This window comes from Actinomadura harenae (genome assembly GCF_003696215.1).
Taxonomy (GTDB): Bacteria; Actinomycetota; Actinomycetes; order Streptosporangiales; family Streptosporangiaceae; genus Spirillospora; species Spirillospora harenae.
This window is the reverse complement of the sequence record NZ_RFFG01000014.1, coordinates 1-18,063: the sequence shown is the minus strand read 5'-3', so window position 1 is coordinate 18,063 and position 18,063 is coordinate 1. Positions and strand designations below refer to the sequence as shown.

Here is an 18,063-nt window from a genome sequence, read left to right as displayed (position 1 = left end):
GCGGCGGGTCATTTCAGTTGGCGGGGTGGAAGTCGTAGGGCTGGTCGTCGTAGACCTTGTAGACGCAGTCGGCGCCTTGCAGGCACTTGCCGGCGCAAGCGGCTTGTGGGTGCAGCCGGCCAGGCCCTCACAGGGGAGCCACCGGCCGCCGTGGAGCGGCACGTAGACCGCCTTGTCGGCCGATGGCTTCGGCGCGGGGGACGACGCCGGCCGGGCGGCCGCTTCGGAGGCGGTGAGGACGAGACCGCCGACCGCCGCCGCGACCAGGAGATGGCGCACGCGCTTCATAGACGCTCCTTTATCCGGACTGCGGTCCGCTCAGCGTGAGCGGACCGTGGTCCGGATGCCCCCGGGGGGCCCCGCTCGGTGACGGAGTGTGATCGACCTTGTACTCTCGTGTTCGATCATGTGGCCGTCGAGGGCGTCGCGCGGCACCATCGGCCAGCGGTGGTCTCACCGCTCGGCACCGGTGCCGCGACGCCGGCCCGCGAGGAACGGAGGGGCCATGCCGCCCACGGACGCCGCAGCAGGTGCCGGACACCCCGGCGACGGAGAGATCGAGAAGCTCCGGCGACGGGTCGCCGAGCTGGAGGGACGGCCGCCCCGCCATCGCATGCGGGCCTTCGGTTCCGCGTCGCTCATCGTCGTCGCCTGTGTGCTCGCGATGTTGTCCGTGATCTCGGTGTGGGCCAGTGACGAGATCACCGACACCGGGCGGTTCGTCGCCACCATGGGGCCGCTCGCCAAGAACCGGGACGTGCAGGCCGCCGTCACCCACCGTGTGACCACGGCGGTGGAGCAGCAGATCGACGTGAACTCGGTGGTGAACCAGTTGTCCGCCGCGGCCACCGAACGCGGCGTGCCGCCGAGGACCGCGACCCTGATCAGCACGCTCCGCGGGCCGATCGGCAACGGCCTGACCAGCCTGATCAGCACCGTGGCCGACCGGGTCGTGTCCAGCGACGCCTTCGCCACCATCTGGACCAAAGTGATCACCGCCGCGCACGCCGCCGTGGCCAAGGCGCTGACCGGGCAGGGCGGCGGCGCCGTCAAGCTGAACGACGGCAAGGTCGCCGTCGACGTCGGACCCGCCGTCCAGCAGGTCAAGACCCAGCTGGTGGACTCCGGATTCGGCCTGGCCTCCAACATCCCCGCCGTCCACACCGACTTCACCGTCTTCGACTCCCCCGCCCTGGCGAAGGTGAAGACGGCCTTCCGGCTGCTCCAGATCCTGGGCAACTGGCTTCCCGTCATCGCCCTGCTCTTCGCCGCCGGGGGCATCTACCTGGCCAAGGACCGGCGCAAGGCGCTGATCGGCACGGCGATCGGGTTCGCCGTGGCGATGCTGATCCTCGGCATCGCCCTCGTCGTCTTCCGCTCCTTCTTCCTCGACCAGCTGCCCGCCGACGTGAACTCCGGCGCGGCCGGGGCCGTGTACGACGCCCTCGTGCAGTTCCTGCGGCAGACCGTGCGGTCCGTGGGCGCGCTGGCGGTGCTGGTCGGCCTGAGCGCGTACTTCACCGGCCCGTCCCACGTCGCCACCACTGTGCGGACGGCGTGCAGCACCGGCATCGGCGGCATCCGTTCGGTGGCCGAGTCGGCGGGGTTCCGGGCGGGTCCGGTGGAGGAGTTCGTGCGTCGCCACAAGCGGTGGATCGGCATCGGGATCCTGGCGGTCGCGGTGGTGGCCTTCCTCCTGTGGAACCACCCCACGGGACTGGTGGTCTTCTGGTTCGCGGTGGTCATCGGGTTCGCCTTCGCCGTCCGGGAGTTCCTGGCACCCTCCCCTGGCCTGGCCTCCGACGCGCGCCCCTCGGAGTCCGGCGGCGCGGCGGCACAGGCCGGGTGAGCACAGGCGTTCTCGACGGCCTGATCCGGTCAGCGGCAGGGGCGCTTTGGCGTTGTGGCGGACGATCTCCGTGGGCGATCATCTAGCGGGTTTTCTCCCTTGGAACGCGTCCCCCTGAGGAGCTTGATGAAGCGTCGCTGGATCACGGCCGTGTCCTGCCTCGGTGCCGCCGTCGCCGTCACCGTCCCCGGTTCGGCGCAGGCCGCGACCGTGAAGGGCACTGCCACCAAGACCGTTCACAACTGGAGCCGTCTCTCCTACCAGGGGCCGAAGGGGTCTTACTACCTGTCCAGCAGTTCGTTCGACTGCCGGCTTTCTCCGAGCTTCGCCCAGGGCGGGTGGGGGAAGCGCGAGAGCAAGGGGATCAAGGGCGTCAAGAATGGGACCCTTGCTGGGCGAGATGTCTTTGTTGATGGTTTTGAGTACAACAACTATTCGGGTGCTTGGAAGAAGAATCGCCTTGATGCCGACACCGTTCGGGTGTGGAAGCAGATGGCGAACCCGGGCTATATCAAGTCGGTGTTCCTGGGGGCGCGCGGGTGGCATCGCGTGAGCGCTCATCATCTGCGCATCAAGGGGTCGATGGCCAAGCTCGGGCCCTACGCGGCCTGGGACCTGCACTATGCCAAGCACATGTTCGACGGCAGCGGCATCAAGGCGCTGACGATCGACCTCTACACCGACTCACACGGGCGGCTTTCGAAGCTCGTGTTCGTTGGACGGGCCGGGGCCGCGTCGTTCAAGGCCGAGGACGGGTGGAACGCCTACGACAAGCCGGTGAGGATCGTCGCTCCGCGCTGAGCGGGTCGGAGGAATAGGGATCTGGTCGGGGTTCTCCCTGGCCAGGTCCTTTTTGTATTTCAGCGGGTTCCGGCGAAGGAGCGGCCGAAGAACTCGATTTCGGAGATGCCCACCTGGACGTTCGGTCCGGCGCCGTAGGCGGCCTCGAGGGTCAGGCGGATCCTGGTGACCTTGTGGGCGCGCAGGGGGAGTTTCTGGGGGCCCGCCGCGTCGTCCAGGCGGAGGGTCCTGGTGAGGATCCGGCCGTCGGACGAGGTGATCCGCGCGGCGATGATCTGGGGACGGCCCTGGCGGGCGTACTGGTCGGGCTGCTTGGAGACGCCCGGCGTGATGATGACGTTCAGGAGGTCGGTGGGCTGGCCGAAGGTCGCCTCCAGGAACTGGCCCGCGCCGCTGCCGCCGTAGCCGTCGCCCCACCAGGTGTCGGCGAGGCCGTCGAAGGCCATCCGGGGACCGTGGCTGGGGTCGGAGTGGGACGCCTTGGAGTCGCTCACGGAGACCGGGACGCGCTTGGCGAAGTGGTCGTACACGCCGTTCACGGCGTCGTCGGCGTAGGCCGCGCCGAAGCCCACGGCGGTGAGGCCCAGGGCCGCGGCGATGGTCGTGAACAGGACGCGGTTCAGGCCGCGGCGCAGGCGGGGGCGTTCGCCCGCCCAGGGAGCCTCGGAGTTGTCGGGGCGGAGGATCCGCCGCCACCAGGAGCGGGTGCGCGGGCCGGACGGGTCGGCGGACACCAGGCTCATCGCGCACTTGCGGCAGAAGTGCCGTTCGCGCGGGTTGGCGGTGTCGCACCAGGGGCAGATCACGCCGCCGACGACGGCCCTCTCCTCGGCCTGCCTGACCTGCGGGCGCGCCTGCTCGGGACGGCCGGGGAGGACGGGCGCGACCTGCGGGTTCGGCGGAGGCCCCGGCTGCTGGTCCGCCACGGGGACCAGGAGGCGGCGGGCACGTTCGGCCGGGTCCTCCGGGGGCGCGGCGGGGGGCGCCGTCTCGGACGGGGCGCGGAGCGTCGCACTGTTCGGGGCGGGGAGGTCCCCGGCGTCCGGTGAGGGAAGGGTCGCGCTGTTCGGGGTGGCGGGGGCGCTGGAGTGGGGTCGCTCCGGGGGTGCGTGGGACGGTGCGGGAAGGGGGGTTTCTGGGGTGGGGGCGCGTGGGGGGTCGGGGAGGCTGGGCGGGGTCGACGGGGGCGGGGTGGCCGGGGCGGGCTTCTCCCAGTCCAGGACGGCGCCGCAGATGTCGCAGAACGAGCCGGACTGGCCTGGGGCTCCGCAGTCGGGGCAGGCGTCCTTGGGGGTCATGGGGTTTCCTCGTTCCGGGCGGTCCACATGCCCGTCGGGGCGGTGTCCGCGAGGACGTGGACCTGGTAGGGCATGTGGGCGGGACGGGCGGCGGCGACCAGGTCGTCCAGGCGCCGGGTGTCGATCGCGGACGGGTCCTTCACGCGCAGGACGACCTCCAGCCGGGGTTCCGGGGAGCCGGGGAAGTCGCCCAGGGGGCGGGGCGACCAGGACGCGCCGCCGCTCTCGGTGATCTCCGGTTCCACGCCGAAGGCCAGCCGGACGGCGGCGGCGAGGCCCCGGCGGGTGCCGCGCAGGCGGTGCAGCGAGGCGGCGGTGGACACCACGCTCCGGGCCTGCCACTCGGGTTCGTCGCCGCGGAGTTCCGCGCCGACCCAGCCGCCCAGCCAGGTGACGAAGTCCGGCGGGGCGAGGGACGGGGAGAGGTAGGCGTCCAGGCAGTCCAGGACGGAGAGGACCGGCGCGAAGACCTCGTCCAGCCCGGCGGTGAAGCGCTGGGCCAGGTCGTCGTCGGCGAAGACGGCGGGGAGGTGGTCGCCGAGGGCGTAGGGGGTGCCGAGGCCGTCGATGCCGCCCCTCACAGCGCGCCGCCCCTCACCGCTTGCCGCCGAGGACGCGGACCTTGTGGTCGTGGGAGAACAGGAGCGCGGCCGCCGACAGGTCGATGCGGTCCACGGCGTCGCCGCGCTTGCCGGTGAGGGGGTCGGCGGCGTGCAGGCGGACCTCGTCGACCAGTTCGACGCCCGGGACGCGCTGCAGGACGGCGAAGACCTCGCCGGACTGGAGCGGGCGGCCGAAGGGCCAGCCGCGTCCGTCGGCGCCGCCGGTGAGCGGGTCGAGGTGGGCGTAGAGGGCCTCGAGGGCGGCGGTGCGGACCTTCTCGGCGTCGGCGGCGCCGAAGGCGTGCAGGGTCGCGACGACGGTGACGCCCTGGTAGAAGGGCGGGCCGACGCTGAGGCGGATGCCGATGGGACGGCGGTCGTCGAGGTAGCGGGTGATGCGGCCGAGCAGGTCGTCGCCGGGGACGAGCTGCTCGAAGCGGAGGCGTCCGCCGGGGTCGGGGACGGCCTGCGGGACGACCAGGACGCGCACCGCGCCCACGCCCGCGTCGTCCACGGGGAGGCAGCGGAGGCGGGCCGCCTCGGGGGCGGCGCGGCGGGCGAGCTCCTCGTAGTCGCGGGGGGTGACGGCGCGGTCCTGGGCGCGGAGGGTGATGGGGGCGCGGCGGCGGGCCTCGTCCAGGGTCTCGGGGTCGACGCCGCCGCGCGCGGCCTCGCGGTTGACGACGCGCGCGACGTACGGGATCGAGCTGCGCAGAACGCGGAGGGCTCCGCGCGCGACGTTGCCGGACTGTCCGCCGCCGGTGCGGTAGGAGCGGGCGCGGAGGGTGGCGCCCTTGTCGGGGACGGCGCCGTACTGGCGCAGGCCGCCGTCCGCGAGCCGGACGGCGGGGCCGAAGCCGACCTCGCCGGTGGCCGGGTCGAGGCGCGCGTGCCGGTCGTGGGGGCCGGACGCGGCGAAGTCCCCGACGATGTCCCAGGTCTCCCAGCCCTCGCCCGAGGACGTCTCGAGGACGAGGGGCGGGTCGCCGTTCACGACGGGGGTCCGTGCCAGGTGGAAGCGCTGTCCGGGGACGCCCGCCGATTCCCCCAGCACCTCGTCGGTGACCGGTTCGGCGTGGATCGCCCGGGTCGTCCCGCCAAGGGTGGCGGCCTCGGCGGCGCGGACGGTCGGGGACACCGAGTAGAACGGCTGGCCGGGTTCGGGTGCGAGGACGCGGCAGCGCAGCCAGCCCGCCTCGTGCGCGCCCGCGCGTGACATGACATGCCCGTCCGGGACGTGCAGGACGATCTCGCCAGGACGGTTCAGGCCGCCCGTCCCGTCGCTGTCGAGTTCGCAGGCGCGCCAGCCCGAGGACGTCCACGCCTCCCAGACGAGGGGCGGCTGGCGGGGGTCGACGCCGACGCCGTCGACGCGGCTGTCGAGGCGCAGGAGGACGGCGCAGGACGGCACCGCGGCGGAGAGGCCGAAGGCCAGGACGTCGCCGGGACGCGGCGAGGCGGAGAAGCAGTCGACGTCCCGCGCCTCGATCAGGTCGGCGGTGCGGTCGGTCAGCGGGCCGCCCTCGTGCTGGACGCCGAGCCGGTCGAGCTCGCAGGAGACCAGGTCGAGGGCGTCCTCGGTGGCGAAGACGGTCGCCTCCTCGGTCTCGGTGCGCTGCGTCGCGACCTCGGTGGACGCCGGGATCGTGACGGTCCGGTCCTGCGGCGCCGACAGCCAGAACGTCACGTCCGTGCGCGCGGTGGACGGCGGCAGGAGGGTGATGCCGAGCAGGTCCAGGAACGCCAGGTAGTTCTTGTCCGGGACGCGGTTGAGCCGGTAGACGAGCTGGTCGGCCATGTGCGCGACGGCCTCGATCAGCGTCACGCCCGGGTCGGACACGTTGTGGTCGGTCCACTCGGGGGCGCGCCGCTGGATGTACCGCTTGGCGTCGTCGACGAACTGCTGGAAGCGGCGGTCGTCGAGGTTCGGGGAGGGGAGGGCCATCAGCTCGCCTCCTCCAGCTCGCCGGCGGCCTCGGGCCCGTCGTCGTGCCTGGGGATCACGTAGAAGGGGAAGACCAGGTTGCGCGGGTTGTTGGTGCCGCGGATCCTGTACCGGACGTCGATGTACAGCACGCCCGCGTCGCCGGAGTCGGCGGTGACCTCGACGTCCTCGACGTCCACGCGCGGTTCCCAGCGGTCCAGGCTGGTGCGCACCTCGTAGGCGATGCGGCCCGCCGTCTCCTCGTTGACCGGGGCGAACACCATGTCGTGGACGGCGCACCCGAACTCGGGGCGGGTCGGGCGCTCGCCCGGCGCCGTCGCGAGCACCAGGCGCATCGCCTCCTCGATCTCCCGCTCCCCCGTCACCAGCGCGATGCCGCCCGAGGCGTTGACGCGCATCGGGAATCCCCAGCCCGCGCCGACGAACTGCTCCCCCATCGTTTCCTTTCCGTCCCTTGCCGTTGTGCCGCTTCTCCGGCGGTCGTGCTGCTGATCAGGCGGTCGTGCCACTCAGCGGGCGGTGTGCCGCCGGTCAGGCGGGGATGACCATGACGGGCATCTCGTCCTGCGTGATCACGCCCATGACGTTGACCTTGCCCTGCACCTCGACCATCCCGGTGATCTTGACGAGGGCGGCCTCCATGCTCAGCTCCGCGCCCTTGATGTCCACCTGGCCGGAGCCGGTGATCGTGACCTGCGCGCCGCCCTTGATGTCGACCCGGGTGGCGCCGTCGATGTTCACGTCCGTGCCGCCCTTGATGTTCACGCCGCGCGCGCCGGTCACGTCGACCGACCCGTCGCTGTGGACGGTGACCTTGGTGCCGCGCTCGTTCAGCTCGACCCGCATGCTGTCGTCGCCGCTGGAGACCGTGACGCCGCGTTCGGCGGGCGCGTCGAGCAGCTCGATCCGCTGGCCGGTGCGCGACGCGAACGCCCGCCAGTTGACCTTGCCGCCGGTGCCGACGAGCGGCGTCCGCTCGTAGGCGGGCAGCCGGTCCACACCGTTGTAGAGGCCGCCGACGACGTACGGGTGGTCGAGCGCGCCGCGGTCGAACGCGACGAGCACCTCGTCGTCCACCTCGGGCATGATCAGCGACCCGCCGCGGCGTCCGCCGTACTGGACGACACGCGCCCAGTCGCTCACGTACTTGTCGTCCAGCCAGGGGAAACGCAGCCGGACGCGGCCCTGCTTCAACGGGTCCTGGACGTCGGTGACGATCGCGATCGCGACGCCCGGCAGGCGCGGCGCGGACGGCACGCCGCCCGACGCGAGCCCGAACAGCGACCGGTGCTGGCGTCCGGTGACGGTCACCTGCGTCTCGTACCGCTCACCGCCCGAGAACACGTGCCGGACGGTGCTGACCGTGTACTTGCCCTCGAACGGCTTGCCGATCCCGTTCAGCGCGACCGGCAGCCCCGGACGCAGCTTCGGATCGCCGCGGACCACGGCCTCCACCTCGGCGAACGCCGAACTGACGTCCGCCGCGAGCGCGTCCGCCGCGCCGGCGACCTCGGCCTGCCGGTCGTACGGCACGTTCGTCTCGACGAGCCGGGCCTGGCCGAACGGGCCGATCGCCTGCCCGCCGGTCACGCCGATCTTCAGCTCGGGGTTGGTCGTCGCCGGGGAACGGGAGGTCAGCGGCTGCTTGCCCGCCACGTCCCAGCCCCGGACCTCGACCTCCTTCACCTGGTCGGACGCCGTGACCCCGGTCCGGACGCGCAGCAGGTTCACGCCGAACTCCAGCACGTGGTGGCTCTGCCGCGCATGCGTCCCCGCGCCGGGCGCACCCGACGCGTCCTCGGGTCTGACGAACCGGAACCTGCCCTTGTCGTCGAACGACACCTCGGCGTCGTTCTCCTGCGCGAGGCGGGTGAGGAAGTCCCAGTCGGTCACGTTCGGCTGCGTGATCAGCTCGTAGACCGTGCTCGTCGAGTCGATCCTCCCGATGGACAGGCCGTTGCGGGACGCGAGACGGCGCGCGATGTCGGACGCCGTCATGTTCACGTAGCCCTCGACGCGGCGGTTCCGGAGGAGGCGGTGGCCGGGGTCGTGGCCCCGGATGACGCTGTACTTGCCGGTGCCGTCGCAGTCGGCCTCCAGGGCCGTGACCTCGCCGGTGAACAGCGGGGTCCCGCCGTCCCGGCCGACCGCCAGCGCGCGCAGCACCACCTTCGAGCCGATCTTCACGCCCAGCCGTCCGAGCACCTTCTGGTGCGGGTCGCGGAAGGTGAGCTGGAACGCGGCGGGCACGTTCACCGACGCGTCCACCCAGCCGTCCACCAGCAGCGGCTTCACGGTCGCCGGCAGCGGCGCGCCGTCGATGGCGACGGCCAGCAGGTTGGTGTAGGTCCCCTCGGACACCGGTTCTCAGCCCTCCAAAAGGGTCAGACGTGGAGTTCGTCGGCGGCGGGCAGCAGCAGCTCGCGGCCGGGCGGCAGCCGCATCGGGTCGTCCAGGTCGTTGGCCTCGGCGATGATCCGCCAGGCGGTCGCGTCGCCGTACTCGCGCCAGGCGAGCGACGCGAGGCTGTCTCCCGCGACGACCCGGTGCACCCGGCGCGCCGACAACGCGCCGGACGTCGGGTTCTGCCCGGCCGTCGCGTGCGGGATCTCCTCCAGCGAGATCCGGCAGGTCGCCCGGATCGGCTCGCCCGTCGCGTCGAACAGCGTGTACGACGCCGCGGCCTGCCGGACGTACGCGACGAACCGGACGGTGCTGAACTTGCCCCACTCGAGGATCACCCACGGCGGCGACGGCCGGTCCGGCAGGCTCGACGGGACGACCTTCAGGCAGGAGAACAGCGCCTCCACCGCCGTCCGGACCCGCGAGTCGCCCGGCTTGTCCGAGCAGTCGAGGAACATCTCCAGGTCGAGACTCTGCTGGTCGGTGCCGAGGAACTCCGGGCGGCCCGCCTCCCTCGACGCGACGGTCGGGGTGTAGCGCCACTGCGCCGACCGCGAGATCTCCAGCTGCGCCGGATTGAACTGGAACGCGATCTTCTTCAGCGTCCCGCCCGGCGTCGTGGAGTCCCCGGCGGGCGGCTCATGGATGCTGAGCGTCGCCTTGACGTGGCTCGTCCGGCCCCCGCCCGCCATCACGCGCCCCCGGATCCGGTGAAACCGTGGTGGGCCAGCTCCAGGACCTCGGTCGCGACCGCGTTCGCCGCCGGATCGAGCGTCGGGCCGGTCCAGGTCACGGGCAGGACGTCCAGGAGCCCCCAGCGCGCGACCAGCTCTCCGTTCGCGCGGAGCGCCTCGATCTGCGCGGTGGGCCGCCGGATCCCGGTCGAGACCGAGGAGATCCAGGTCATGACCTTGACCGTGTTCTCGTTGATCGGACGGGTCAGCCGGATGTTGGAATGCCGCACCCGCGTCGGCAGCTGCCACACGTGGCCGTTGTTGCCGCCCTCCTCGCGCAACTCCACGTCCACCTGCGCGGCGAGGCCGTCACAGCCGTTCCAGTCGCCGAGGGACTCCCCGTCGATGGTGAGCCGGAAGAACAGGCTCGATCCCGGATCCTTCGTGGTGCTCATCCGGCTCTCCTTTCCGTGGTTCGGCTCGTGGTCTCAGCGGCGGGGGTCACGGAGCCTCCCGACGCGTTCGCGGTCCAGGCGCAGTTCGGTCCTGAGCAGCCGGGACAGCGGGCCGACGAGCCTGCGCGCCAGATCGTCCAGGTCGGGCTCGGGCGCTCTCCGGTCCCGGTCGTTGCTCTCGCGCGTCCGGCGGGAGGGGGTGGAGGACGGCGGGGGTGATGTGACGTGCCGTCCTCCGCCGGGTCCGCCACCGCCGTTGGGGCCATTCGGGCCGTTCGGGCCCTTCGGGCCGTTCGACGTGGTGCGTTGTGCGATCGGGGCGGGCTGGGGGTTGTGAGTCCGAGTCGGTGTTGGAGACGGGGACTGGATCGGGAACGTCCGCTGGAGGGGTGTGGCCTTCGGGGCGGGTTGGGGCGTCCGGACCACGGGCATGGGCGGCGCGGTTGTGGTGGGGGCCGGGCTGCTGTTGGGGTGGGTCTCGGCGGGTGGCAGGTGGCCGAGGCCTCTCGTGGTGGCTGCCGCGCCCAGGATTGGGGTGCTCCGCTGGAGGGGGACGGCCCTCCTGGCGGTTGGACGCCGGGTGGGGGGCGCGGTGGCGCTCATGGGCGTCGTCGCTGGTCCGCTGGATGCTGCTTCGGTGGTGTCGTGTCGTCCGGTCGAAGTGACCTCGGTGTCCTGGAGCGGAGTGCGGGCGACCGGATCGACGGGCGTCCGCTGAGTCGGCCGACGCACCGCGACGATGGGCAGCGCGACGGCCGCCGCCACTGTGCCGAGGGGAGCCGTCCGCGCTGGGGGCCGTGTCGTTCCCTCGCCGCCGCCGGTCGGACGGGCGGCGACGGCGACGGCGACGGTTCTCCCGCCGTCCGCCGGATCCGGATCGGGCGCGGGCTTGTGCTTTGGTGTCCTTGCGGGAGGGGCTTTCGGGTCGCTGCGGGCCTCTGACGTGCTGCGTTGCACTGGGAGCGGGGCGTCGCCGACCGGATTCGCCGTCGTTTCGGGCGAGACATCGCCCTTGCCTGAGGGCTTGGGGGCGGCACGCTGCACGGGAGTCGGGATCGGGATCGGGTTCTCGGACGTCCTGCCTATGGGCAGAGCCGCGGGCGGGGTGCTCCGCAGCGGAGCACCCAGTCCCGAGCGCGCAGGCGTGGTCCGCGACGGGGCGCTAGGGGCGGCGGACGGAGGGACCGCGGTCTGCGGCGCTTCGTGCAACGGAGCCCCCAGTCCGGCCCGACTCGGCGTCTCCGTCCCGCCAGAAACCACAGGCAACCCGGAGGACGAACCCCCAAATTTGGGTGCGAGCCTCTGAACTGGTGCAGGCATGGGACCGGACGGAGGCGAGGGCACCGCCTTCGGTGCTGACTCTGGCGCTGGCGCGGGCACGCTCCGGGACGCTGACCTGGGTGAAGGCACCGACGGGCGCGTGGTCTCGGGCGTGGACGCGGACCTTTGCACGGGTGCGGGTGCGGGCGCGGAGGGGAACGGCGACGCGGACGGGGGCTGGGGCGCGTTCGGCTTGGTGGGCGCACCTGTGCGCGGAGTACGCACTGGGCGGCCACCGGAATCCGCTCCCCCAGGCGGCGCGGACGGCTTCGGCGCGACGGGCGTGTCCGTTCGCAGAGCGTGCGCTGGCACGCCGCCGGGAGGCGCATTGACGGAGGGCGCGGACGGAAGCGTGGGTCGGGTCGGCGCGGACGGCACGTTCGTGCGCGGAGTTGTCGCTGACCTGGTGTTGGGAGACGCGCCGTCGAAGGACGAGTTCGAGGAAGTGGACGAACTCGGCGTGCTGGGCGGACTCGTCCGTGAAGTGCGCTCTGCGCCACCGCTGGATCGTGCGCTGCTGGAGGTCGTAGACGAAGGCGCGTACGCGGGCGGTGGTGTGGGCGCGCTGGGAGGCGTGAACGAGGTCGGCGCGGCAGGAGTCGCCGGGCGCAAGGCGCCCGCTTGGCCGTCACTTGACGGGGAAGGCGACAGCGTCGGCGTCGGCGTCGATGGCGGCTTCGGTGGCGGCGTCGGCTTTGGTGGTGCGGGAGCGGGCGTGCCGGACTCCGGACGGGCGCGCGGGGTGGTCGGCTGACCGCCGGAGGAGGGCGTGGACGCTGGTGGAGGCATGGCGCTCTTCGGCGCTTCTCGCAGCGGAGCGCCGAGGCGGGAACGGCGTGGGCTCGTCCTGCCGGCGGGTTCGCGGACGACCTGAGCCGGGCCCGGAGCGGTGGGTGCGGGTGTCTCGCTCGTGGCCTGGGGTGGTGCGGGCTTGGCGGACGCATTCGGGGCCGCTATCCGCTGGATCGGCTCGGCGGGCTCAGGCTCGGAAGAGGTCCGAGGTCGTCCGGGATCCGCCTGGCTGGACGGCTCGGCGGCGGCGGCGCCTGTGGGGCCGCTCCGTCCAGGTGTCCTCGCGGCCGTGGCGGGCCGGACCCTGCGGGCTGGGAGCGGGCTCACCCGTGCGGCGGTCAGTGGCGGGCGTCCCGTCGCGGCCCGCTGCACCGGACGGGCCACGACCAGCGGCAACGCGCCCGGAGCCCCGGCTCCCCGTCCGCGACCAGAACCGGATGCCGCCGATGACGGCGAAGGCCCGGACACAGGCGCGGCTCCAGACGTAGACGCGGATGCGTGCCCGGTGCCGAACGCTGAAGCGGTGGAGCGCGCGGGCGCGGATGCGGTGGCGGGGCCCGATCCGTGCGTCTGCGAAGAGGTGAACCCGGCGCCGGACACAGGCGCAGCCGTTGGCGCGGAGGAAGTGCCGGGCGCGGGCGCGGTCGTTGGTGCGGGCGCGGCGCCAGACGCGGAGGTGGCGCCGGACGCGGTGCCGCGTGCGGGCGCAGTGCCGCGTGCGGGCGTGGGCGCGCTGGTGGGCGCGGTGGAGGGTGGGGGCGGGGTGGTGGGGGGCAGGGGCGGGGTGGGTGCTGATGGGGAGCCGGAGGCCGGGGTGGGGGTGCGGGAGATCGGGGTGGTGGGGGTTCGGCGGAGGGGGACGGCGGGGCCCTGGGACGGGCGGGGGCGGGTGGGGGGCAGGGGGTCGGGCGGGTCTGCGGGGCGGGGGGTCGCGCGGACGACCGGGAGGCCGGAGCCCTGGGCGCCCAGGGCCCGGGGGGCGACGGCCGGGTGCGGCATGCCCTGGGCCAGGCCGGACGTGGGTTCGGGGCGGACGAGACGGGCGATGTCCCCGGACATCGACGGACGCTGCCAGGTGGGCAGGGTCAGGCCGAAGCCGGGGTTCGCGACCGTCTGGATCGGACGGGCCGGAGCGGGAGCGGGCAGGCTCGTCCATCCCGGTTCCGCCGCTTCACGTGCCGGGGCGGGCGAGGCGGCGGGCGCCGTCGCGGAGGGGTCCTTGGGCGTGGGGCGGCGGAAGGGGTTGCGGAGGGGCATGTCAGGTCTCCGTGGCGGACGCGGCGTTCGCGCGGTTCACGAAGGTGGCGATGTTCGTGACGTAGCGGCGCCGGTCCGGGTGTTCCAGGTCGAGGATCTCGTTCCGCGACCAGTGGAAGTGGTAGGCGATGTACGCGACCTCCTCGTGCAGCCGGTCGGGCGCGTACGTCACGATTCCCCCAGGCGGCTCCCGCCGAGTTCCACCTCGAAGGGCTCGTCGCAGGACGGGCAGGTGACCTCGGCGCGGGTGTGCCCCTCGGCGTTGATCTGCCGGTAGAAGTCCTGGAGGAACGCCAGGTCGGAGGCGAACATGTTCTCCACCGTCCCGTCGTGGACCATCGGGAGCGTGCCCAGCCGGGTGATGACCCGGCCGAGCAGCACGACCGACAGGTACGGCGGGTTCTCGCGGACCCGGACGTCCTGGAGCGGGACGAGTTCGTCGCGGGCGGTGGCGAGCCGCATCGCGCCGCGCCGGTGGACGGTGCCGTTCTCGTCCACGTATCCGCGCGGGAGTTCGAACTCGAACTCGGTGCGGAGCGGGGCCTCGGCGGGGGCCGCGGCCGCCGCCGGGGATTCGGCGGCGGACGACGGCGACGGCTGGTGCGGCGTCCCGGGGACGACGGGTGCGGAACGGCGCATTACTCGATCGTCAGTTCTTCGAAGGTGATGGTGACGGACTCGGTGAGCGCCGCGTTGCCGCCCGCCTCCAGCTGGCTGGCCTCGATCTTGCTGCACCAGGCGTTGCGCATGTGGTACCGCTTGACCGGGTTGTTCTGGTAGTCCATCACGATGATGCTGGCGTTCTTGCGCGCCGAGCCCATGTTGCCCTTGATGGAGTCCTTGATCCACGTGGTGAACGCGGGGCTCTCGGTCTGGCCGCGGACGACCGTGCACTCGCCGGCCTGCGCGACGCCGGGCATCTTCTTGGTGACGGGCTTGCCCTGCGCGGAGTTCTGCTTGAACTCGATGACGTCCTGCGCGTAGGTGAGTCCGGTGACGCTCTGGAGGTACTCCACCATCACGCCGTCGATCTGAAGGCCGAAGTTGTGCGACGCAACGGCGTCGCCGCCCTGGAAGGCCATGGTTCCTCTTTCGGGTCAAGCGGGTCGGGAAGGTCCTGTCGGCACCGTGGGACGGCGGTCTACTCCTCGAGGTCGCCGCCGCCGGAGATCTGCGCGAGGCGGAACACGACGAACTCGGCGGGCTTGACGGGGGCGACGCCGATCTCGCAGACGACGCGTCCGAGGTCGACCGACTCGGGCGGGTTGGTCTCGGAGTCGCACTTGACGTAGAACGCCTCCTCGGGGCTGGACCCGAACAGCGCGCCGTCCCGCCACTCGGTGACCAGGAACGCGGAGATGTTGCGGCGGATCCGCGCCCACAGCGCCTCGTCGTTCGGCTCGAACACCACCCATTGGGTGCCGATCAGGATCGACTCCTCCAGGTAGTTGAAGTACCGGCGGACGTTCAGGTAGCGCCAGGCGGGGTCGGACGCGAGCGTCCGGGCGCCCCAGACGCGGACGCCGCGTCCGGGGAAGGCGCGGATGCAGTTGACGCCGATCGGGTTGAGCAGATCCTGCTCGCCCTTGGTGATCTGGAGGCCGAGGTCCACGGCGCCGCGGACGACCTCGTTCGCCGGGGCCTTGTGGACGCCGCGCTCGGCGTCGCTGCGCGCCCAGATCCCGGCCATGTGCCCGGACGGCGGGACCATCGCGGCCTTGCCGGTGGACGGGTCGAACGCCTTGATCCACGGGTAGTACAGGGCGGCGTAGCGCGAGTCGTACCCGGCCTCGTCCATGCGCCACTCGCGGATCTGCTTGGCGTTCATCCCGGGCGGCGGGTCGATGATCGCGACGCGGTCGCCCATCAGCTCGCAGTGCGCGATCATGCCGAGCTGGACGGCCTTGACGCCCTCCATGTCGAGGGCGCCGCGCTCGTAGGCGCTCATCAGGTCGGGGCAGGAGACCATGGTGACGGCGTCGAGGGCCTCCAGGCCGCCGAAGCCGGTGCGGTCGGCGGTGTCGCCGAGGTAGTGCTCGGGGGTGACGGTGCCGCCCTCGCCGACCGGCGCGGCGGGCGCGGCCGGGCGGGCCAGTTCGACGGACTGGTTCTCGGGGCGGGCGAGCTGCCCGGCGCCGGCGGCCTCGGTGACCGTGATGAGCCTGGACCGCTCCTTGACCTGCGTGACGATGTAGGCGCGGGTGTTCTTGCGGGTGGAGACGTGGAAGTTCTCCACGATGGAGCCGTCCACCTTGACGATCAGGCGGAACCGGTCGTCGGCGGCGGGCTTGTCGCCGTCCTTGCCGGCGTCCTTCGGGTCGGCCTTCGGGTCGGCCTTCGCGTCGGCGCCGGAGTCGGCGTCGGCGATCTCCACGGTGATCTCGCCGGCGGACGCGGCGGCGGGCAGCGCCGTGACGTGGAACCCGCCGAGGCGCGCGGGCCGCGCCGCGGCGATCGCCTTCGGCGCGCCCTGCGCGACGCTCTCGCCTCCGGCCGGGGCGCCGCCGACGCGGATGACGTAGCAGGTGGTGCCGCCGTTGTTGAAGAACCCGTACACCGAGTGCGCGAGGTAGTAGCCGTCGGTGAAGTCGCCGAACGCGGCGACGTACTGCGACCAGTTGGTGACCAGCACCGGCTCGTTCAGCGGTCCCTCGGGCGCGAAACCGACGAACGCCGCCACGGAGGTGCCGACCCCTTCGATCGGCCGTGACCCGCTGGCCACTTCCTCGACGTAGACGCCCGGCGACAGGTACGAAGGCATACTCGGCTACTCCCCCGAAAGGACGGTCGGCTGACCACTCGACCCTGCCGGTCCGTCCCGCTGCCCGAAACGTCCGGACGGCTTGCTTCCGGGGCAATCCTCCGTGCCCGTTCGGCCAGCCGTCCGCAGGGCCGCTCCGGCCGGCCGCGCGCGGGTCGGGGGCTAGCCGGAGTGGGGGGCGTGTTCGCAGGTGCCGGTGGGCGCGGACGGTGCGGCGGCGGCGTTCTCGGCGTCGCGTTCGCCGAGTTCCGTCGCGAACCAGCGGCGGACCTGGGCCGACAGACGGGCGCGGGCGGCGCCCTTGGGGTCGTAGTAGGCCGCGTACGCCTCGGCGAACCACTCGTCCGGGGTCGAGAACTGGTAGTTCGACACGGCGTTGGCGCGGGCCGCGGTCTCGTAGGACACCCAGGCGTCGTAGTGGTCGACGTGGTAGATCCGGCCGCCGACCTCCAGGTCCGCGCGACCGCCGTCGTTGAACATCCACGGCTGCTTCAGGGCCTTGCGGACGAATGTGACGACCTGGCCGCGCCGCTCCTCGTCCAGGCCGCACCCGGCGAAGTGCTCGTCGAGGTTCGCGGCGCTCCTGCGCAGCTCCTTGGGGTCGAGCGACGTCCCGTCGGCGAACGCCGCCGGGGCGAACCGGAACCGGGCGGCGAGCGCGGCGACGATGCCCGCGCGATACTCCTCACGCCATCCGCCGAACTCGGGACGGGGGCTGAGGTGCAGCGCCCAGCCGACCTTCCGGTCGACCGAGTGGCCGATCTCGTGGCGCAGCGTCCACTTGACCAGGTTGCCGTTGGCCAGCACGTCGGACGCTCCGCCCATCACGTGGCGGTCCGTGCCGGGCATCATGACGCCGAGCTTCTCGCCCATGGTCAGGCCGTCGTAGCCGAGCGCCGCGCCCATGTCCATCAGCCCACGCTGGGCGCGCGACCCGCGGTTGAGCGAGGTGTACATGAAGGCGGGCATCCCGAAGGGTCTCTCCATCCCGATCCGCCGGCCGCGCGCCTCGTAGGCGCTGGCCTGCCCGAGCCCGCCGCCCATCCGGATCGAGCGGAGGTACGGGTTCCCGCGGACGTGGTCCTCGGGCAGTTCGCCCAGCACCTTGTCGATCTCGTAGAGCATGGAGTGGCTCATGCGCGGGCCGCCCGCGACCGAGCCGATGTCGATGCCGTGCTTCTCGGTGAGCTCGCGTTCGCGCTCGTCCGCGCCCTCGTTGGCCAGCCAGCCCGCGACGCCGTGCCCTCCGGCTCCGGGGGAGAACTTCATCCGCTGGACGGCTCCGCCTCCGCTTCTGGAAGCGGAGGCGGATTCTTCCTCTTCGGCACGCTGGACGGCCTTTCCGCTCATCGCGCGGACGGCGTTCGCCTCGGCTTCGCGTTCGAAGCGGTCGGACGGGTCGCTGACCTTGAGGCCGTCGCCCACGTCCGTCCCGGCCACGGGGCCCGAGCGCTGCTGGATGACGTGGGTCAGCTCGTGCGCGAGCATCCGCTTCCCGGACGTGGAGCCCGCGTCGTAGCGGCCGCGCTGGAACACGATGTGCGAGCCCGAGGTGAACGCGTGCGCGTCGACCGACGCGGCCGCCTTGTGGCCCACGCCGTCGGTGTGGACGCGGACGTCGGAGAAGTCGGCGCCGAGGCGTCCCTCCATCTCCTGCCGGACGTCCGCCGACAAGGGGTGTCCCGGGGAGCTCAGCGCCTGGTGCACCGCCGACCGCTGGACGGCGTGCCCGCACGAGGCGTCGTGGACGTGCCGCTCCTCCTCGGCGGACCTGGAGATCGCCGCGTTGCCCGCGAGCCGCTGCAACCGGCGCAGCTGCGGCGCGGACATCCCCGCCGGACCCCGGGCGCGGAACAGCGCCGCCGCGGCGCCGGTCGCGGCACGGCGCTCGGCGCGGGGGGCCGGG

The 18,063-nt window shown here is 72.8% G+C and carries 16 protein-coding genes; 3 read left to right on the top strand and 13 right to left on the bottom strand.

Features of this window, described 5'->3' with window-relative positions:
• Positions 1-505 precede the first annotated feature (505 nt).
• Both EBO15_RS10100 and EBO15_RS10095 read left to right on the top strand, forming a co-directional pair.
• Positions 506-1,849 (top strand): hypothetical protein, encoded by a 1,344-nt coding sequence (locus tag EBO15_RS10100; protein ID WP_122194080.1) that lies wholly within the window; start codon positions 506-508, stop codon positions 1,847-1,849.
• A gap of 126 nt (positions 1,850-1,975) precedes the next feature.
• Positions 1,976-2,650, top strand: coding sequence for a hypothetical protein (locus EBO15_RS10095; RefSeq protein ID WP_122194079.1), 675 nt, complete (start codon positions 1,976-1,978; stop codon positions 2,648-2,650).
• Between the two features lie 59 nt (positions 2,651-2,709).
• Here the strand turns inward: EBO15_RS10095 and EBO15_RS10090 are convergent, their stop codons facing one another.
• From EBO15_RS10090 to EBO15_RS43580, 8 genes are all read right to left on the bottom strand, one after another.
• Positions 2,710-3,948 carry an NADase-type glycan-binding domain-containing protein gene (locus EBO15_RS10090; RefSeq protein WP_147481439.1) on the bottom strand — a complete coding sequence of 413 codons (1,239 nt, stop codon included), beginning with the start codon at positions 3,946-3,948 and terminating at the stop codon, positions 2,710-2,712.
• The gene (locus EBO15_RS10085) at positions 3,945-4,529 is read right to left on the bottom strand and encodes a phage tail protein (protein WP_122194077.1); all 585 of its coding nucleotides are present in this window, start codon (positions 4,527-4,529) and stop codon (positions 3,945-3,947) included. The genes EBO15_RS10090 and EBO15_RS10085 overlap by 4 nt, the downstream gene beginning before the upstream one ends.
• 13 nt (positions 4,530-4,542) lie before the next feature.
• The gene (locus EBO15_RS10080; RefSeq protein ID WP_122194076.1) at positions 4,543-6,495 is read right to left on the bottom strand and encodes a putative baseplate assembly protein; all 1,953 of its coding nucleotides are present in this window, start codon (positions 6,493-6,495) and stop codon (positions 4,543-4,545) included.
• A complete protein-coding gene (locus tag EBO15_RS10075; RefSeq protein WP_122194075.1) occupies positions 6,495-6,932 on the bottom strand; it encodes a GPW/gp25 family protein in 438 nt (145 codons plus the stop codon). Before EBO15_RS10075 ends, EBO15_RS10080 begins: the two co-directional genes overlap by 1 nt.
• 94 nt (positions 6,933-7,026) lie before the next feature.
• Entirely contained in the window at positions 7,027-8,856 is a 1,830-nt protein-coding gene (locus EBO15_RS10070; protein WP_122194074.1) for a VgrG-related protein, read from the bottom strand.
• 23 nt (positions 8,857-8,879) lie between these two features.
• The gene (locus tag EBO15_RS10065; protein ID WP_122194170.1) at positions 8,880-9,590 is read right to left on the bottom strand and encodes a CIS tube protein; all 711 of its coding nucleotides are present in this window, start codon (positions 9,588-9,590) and stop codon (positions 8,880-8,882) included.
• A complete protein-coding gene (locus EBO15_RS10060) occupies positions 9,590-10,027 on the bottom strand; it encodes a phage tail protein (RefSeq protein ID WP_122194073.1) in 438 nt (145 codons plus the stop codon). The genes EBO15_RS10065 and EBO15_RS10060 overlap by 1 nt, the downstream gene beginning before the upstream one ends.
• A gap of 33 nt (positions 10,028-10,060) precedes the next feature.
• Positions 10,061-10,459, bottom strand: a complete 399-nt coding sequence (locus tag EBO15_RS43580) for a hypothetical protein (protein ID WP_147481438.1) — start codon at positions 10,457-10,459, stop codon at positions 10,061-10,063.
• A gap of 1,240 nt (positions 10,460-11,699) precedes the next feature.
• Between EBO15_RS43580 and EBO15_RS10050 the strand changes: the two genes are divergently transcribed.
• Positions 11,700-12,101 (top strand): hypothetical protein, encoded by a 402-nt coding sequence (locus tag EBO15_RS10050; protein ID WP_122194071.1) that lies wholly within the window; start codon positions 11,700-11,702, stop codon positions 12,099-12,101.
• Positions 12,102-13,397: 1,296 nt separating this feature from the next.
• Here EBO15_RS10050 and EBO15_RS10045 read toward each other — a convergent pair.
• The 5 genes from EBO15_RS10045 to EBO15_RS10025 all read right to left on the bottom strand — a co-directional run.
• The gene (locus EBO15_RS10045) at positions 13,398-13,568 is read right to left on the bottom strand and encodes a DUF6760 family protein (protein WP_199744447.1); all 171 of its coding nucleotides are present in this window, start codon (positions 13,566-13,568) and stop codon (positions 13,398-13,400) included.
• Complete coding sequence (locus EBO15_RS10040) at positions 13,565-14,035, bottom strand: hypothetical protein (RefSeq protein ID WP_122194069.1); 471 nt, start codon at positions 14,033-14,035, stop codon at positions 13,565-13,567. The genes EBO15_RS10045 and EBO15_RS10040 overlap by 4 nt, the downstream gene beginning before the upstream one ends.
• Entirely contained in the window at positions 14,035-14,478 is a 444-nt protein-coding gene (locus tag EBO15_RS10035; RefSeq protein WP_122194068.1) for a phage tail protein, read from the bottom strand. Before EBO15_RS10035 ends, EBO15_RS10040 begins: the two co-directional genes overlap by 1 nt.
• A 59-nt stretch (positions 14,479-14,537) precedes the next feature.
• Positions 14,538-16,157, bottom strand: a complete 1,620-nt coding sequence (locus EBO15_RS10030) for a phage tail sheath family protein (protein WP_122194067.1) — start codon at positions 16,155-16,157, stop codon at positions 14,538-14,540.
• Positions 16,158-16,319: 162 nt separating this feature from the next.
• The coding region (locus EBO15_RS10025; RefSeq protein ID WP_147481437.1) for an eCIS core domain-containing protein at positions 16,320-18,063 on the bottom strand (1,744 nt) is incomplete at its 5' end.

Bases quoted from the DNA above. Each gene is read 5' to 3' on its own strand.
- EBO15_RS10100 (WP_122194080.1), top strand. From the start codon at position 506: ATGCCGCCCACGGACGCCGCAGCAGGTGCCGGACACCCCGGCGACGGA.
- EBO15_RS10095 (WP_122194079.1), top strand. From the start codon at position 1,976: ATGAAGCGTCGCTGGATCACGGCCGTGTCCTGCCTCGGTGCCGCCGTC.
- EBO15_RS10090 (WP_147481439.1), bottom strand. From the start codon at position 3,948: ATGACCCCCAAGGACGCCTGCCCCGACTGCGGAGCCCCAGGCCAGTCC.
- EBO15_RS10080 (WP_122194076.1), bottom strand. From the start codon at position 6,495: ATGGCCCTCCCCTCCCCGAACCTCGACGACCGCCGCTTCCAGCAGTTC.
- EBO15_RS10075 (WP_122194075.1), bottom strand. From the start codon at position 6,932: ATGGGGGAGCAGTTCGTCGGCGCGGGCTGGGGATTCCCGATGCGCGTC.
- EBO15_RS10065 (WP_122194170.1), bottom strand. From the start codon at position 9,590: ATGGCGGGCGGGGGCCGGACGAGCCACGTCAAGGCGACGCTCAGCATC.
- EBO15_RS10060 (WP_122194073.1), bottom strand. From the start codon at position 10,027: ATGAGCACCACGAAGGATCCGGGATCGAGCCTGTTCTTCCGGCTCACC.
- EBO15_RS43580 (WP_147481438.1), bottom strand. From the start codon at position 10,459: ATGCCCGTGGTCCGGACGCCCCAACCCGCCCCGAAGGCCACACCCCTC.
- EBO15_RS10040 (WP_122194069.1), bottom strand. From the start codon at position 14,035: ATGCGCCGTTCCGCACCCGTCGTCCCCGGGACGCCGCACCAGCCGTCG.
- EBO15_RS10035 (WP_122194068.1), bottom strand. From the start codon at position 14,478: ATGGCCTTCCAGGGCGGCGACGCCGTTGCGTCGCACAACTTCGGCCTT.
- EBO15_RS10030 (WP_122194067.1), bottom strand. From the start codon at position 16,157: ATGCCTTCGTACCTGTCGCCGGGCGTCTACGTCGAGGAAGTGGCCAGC.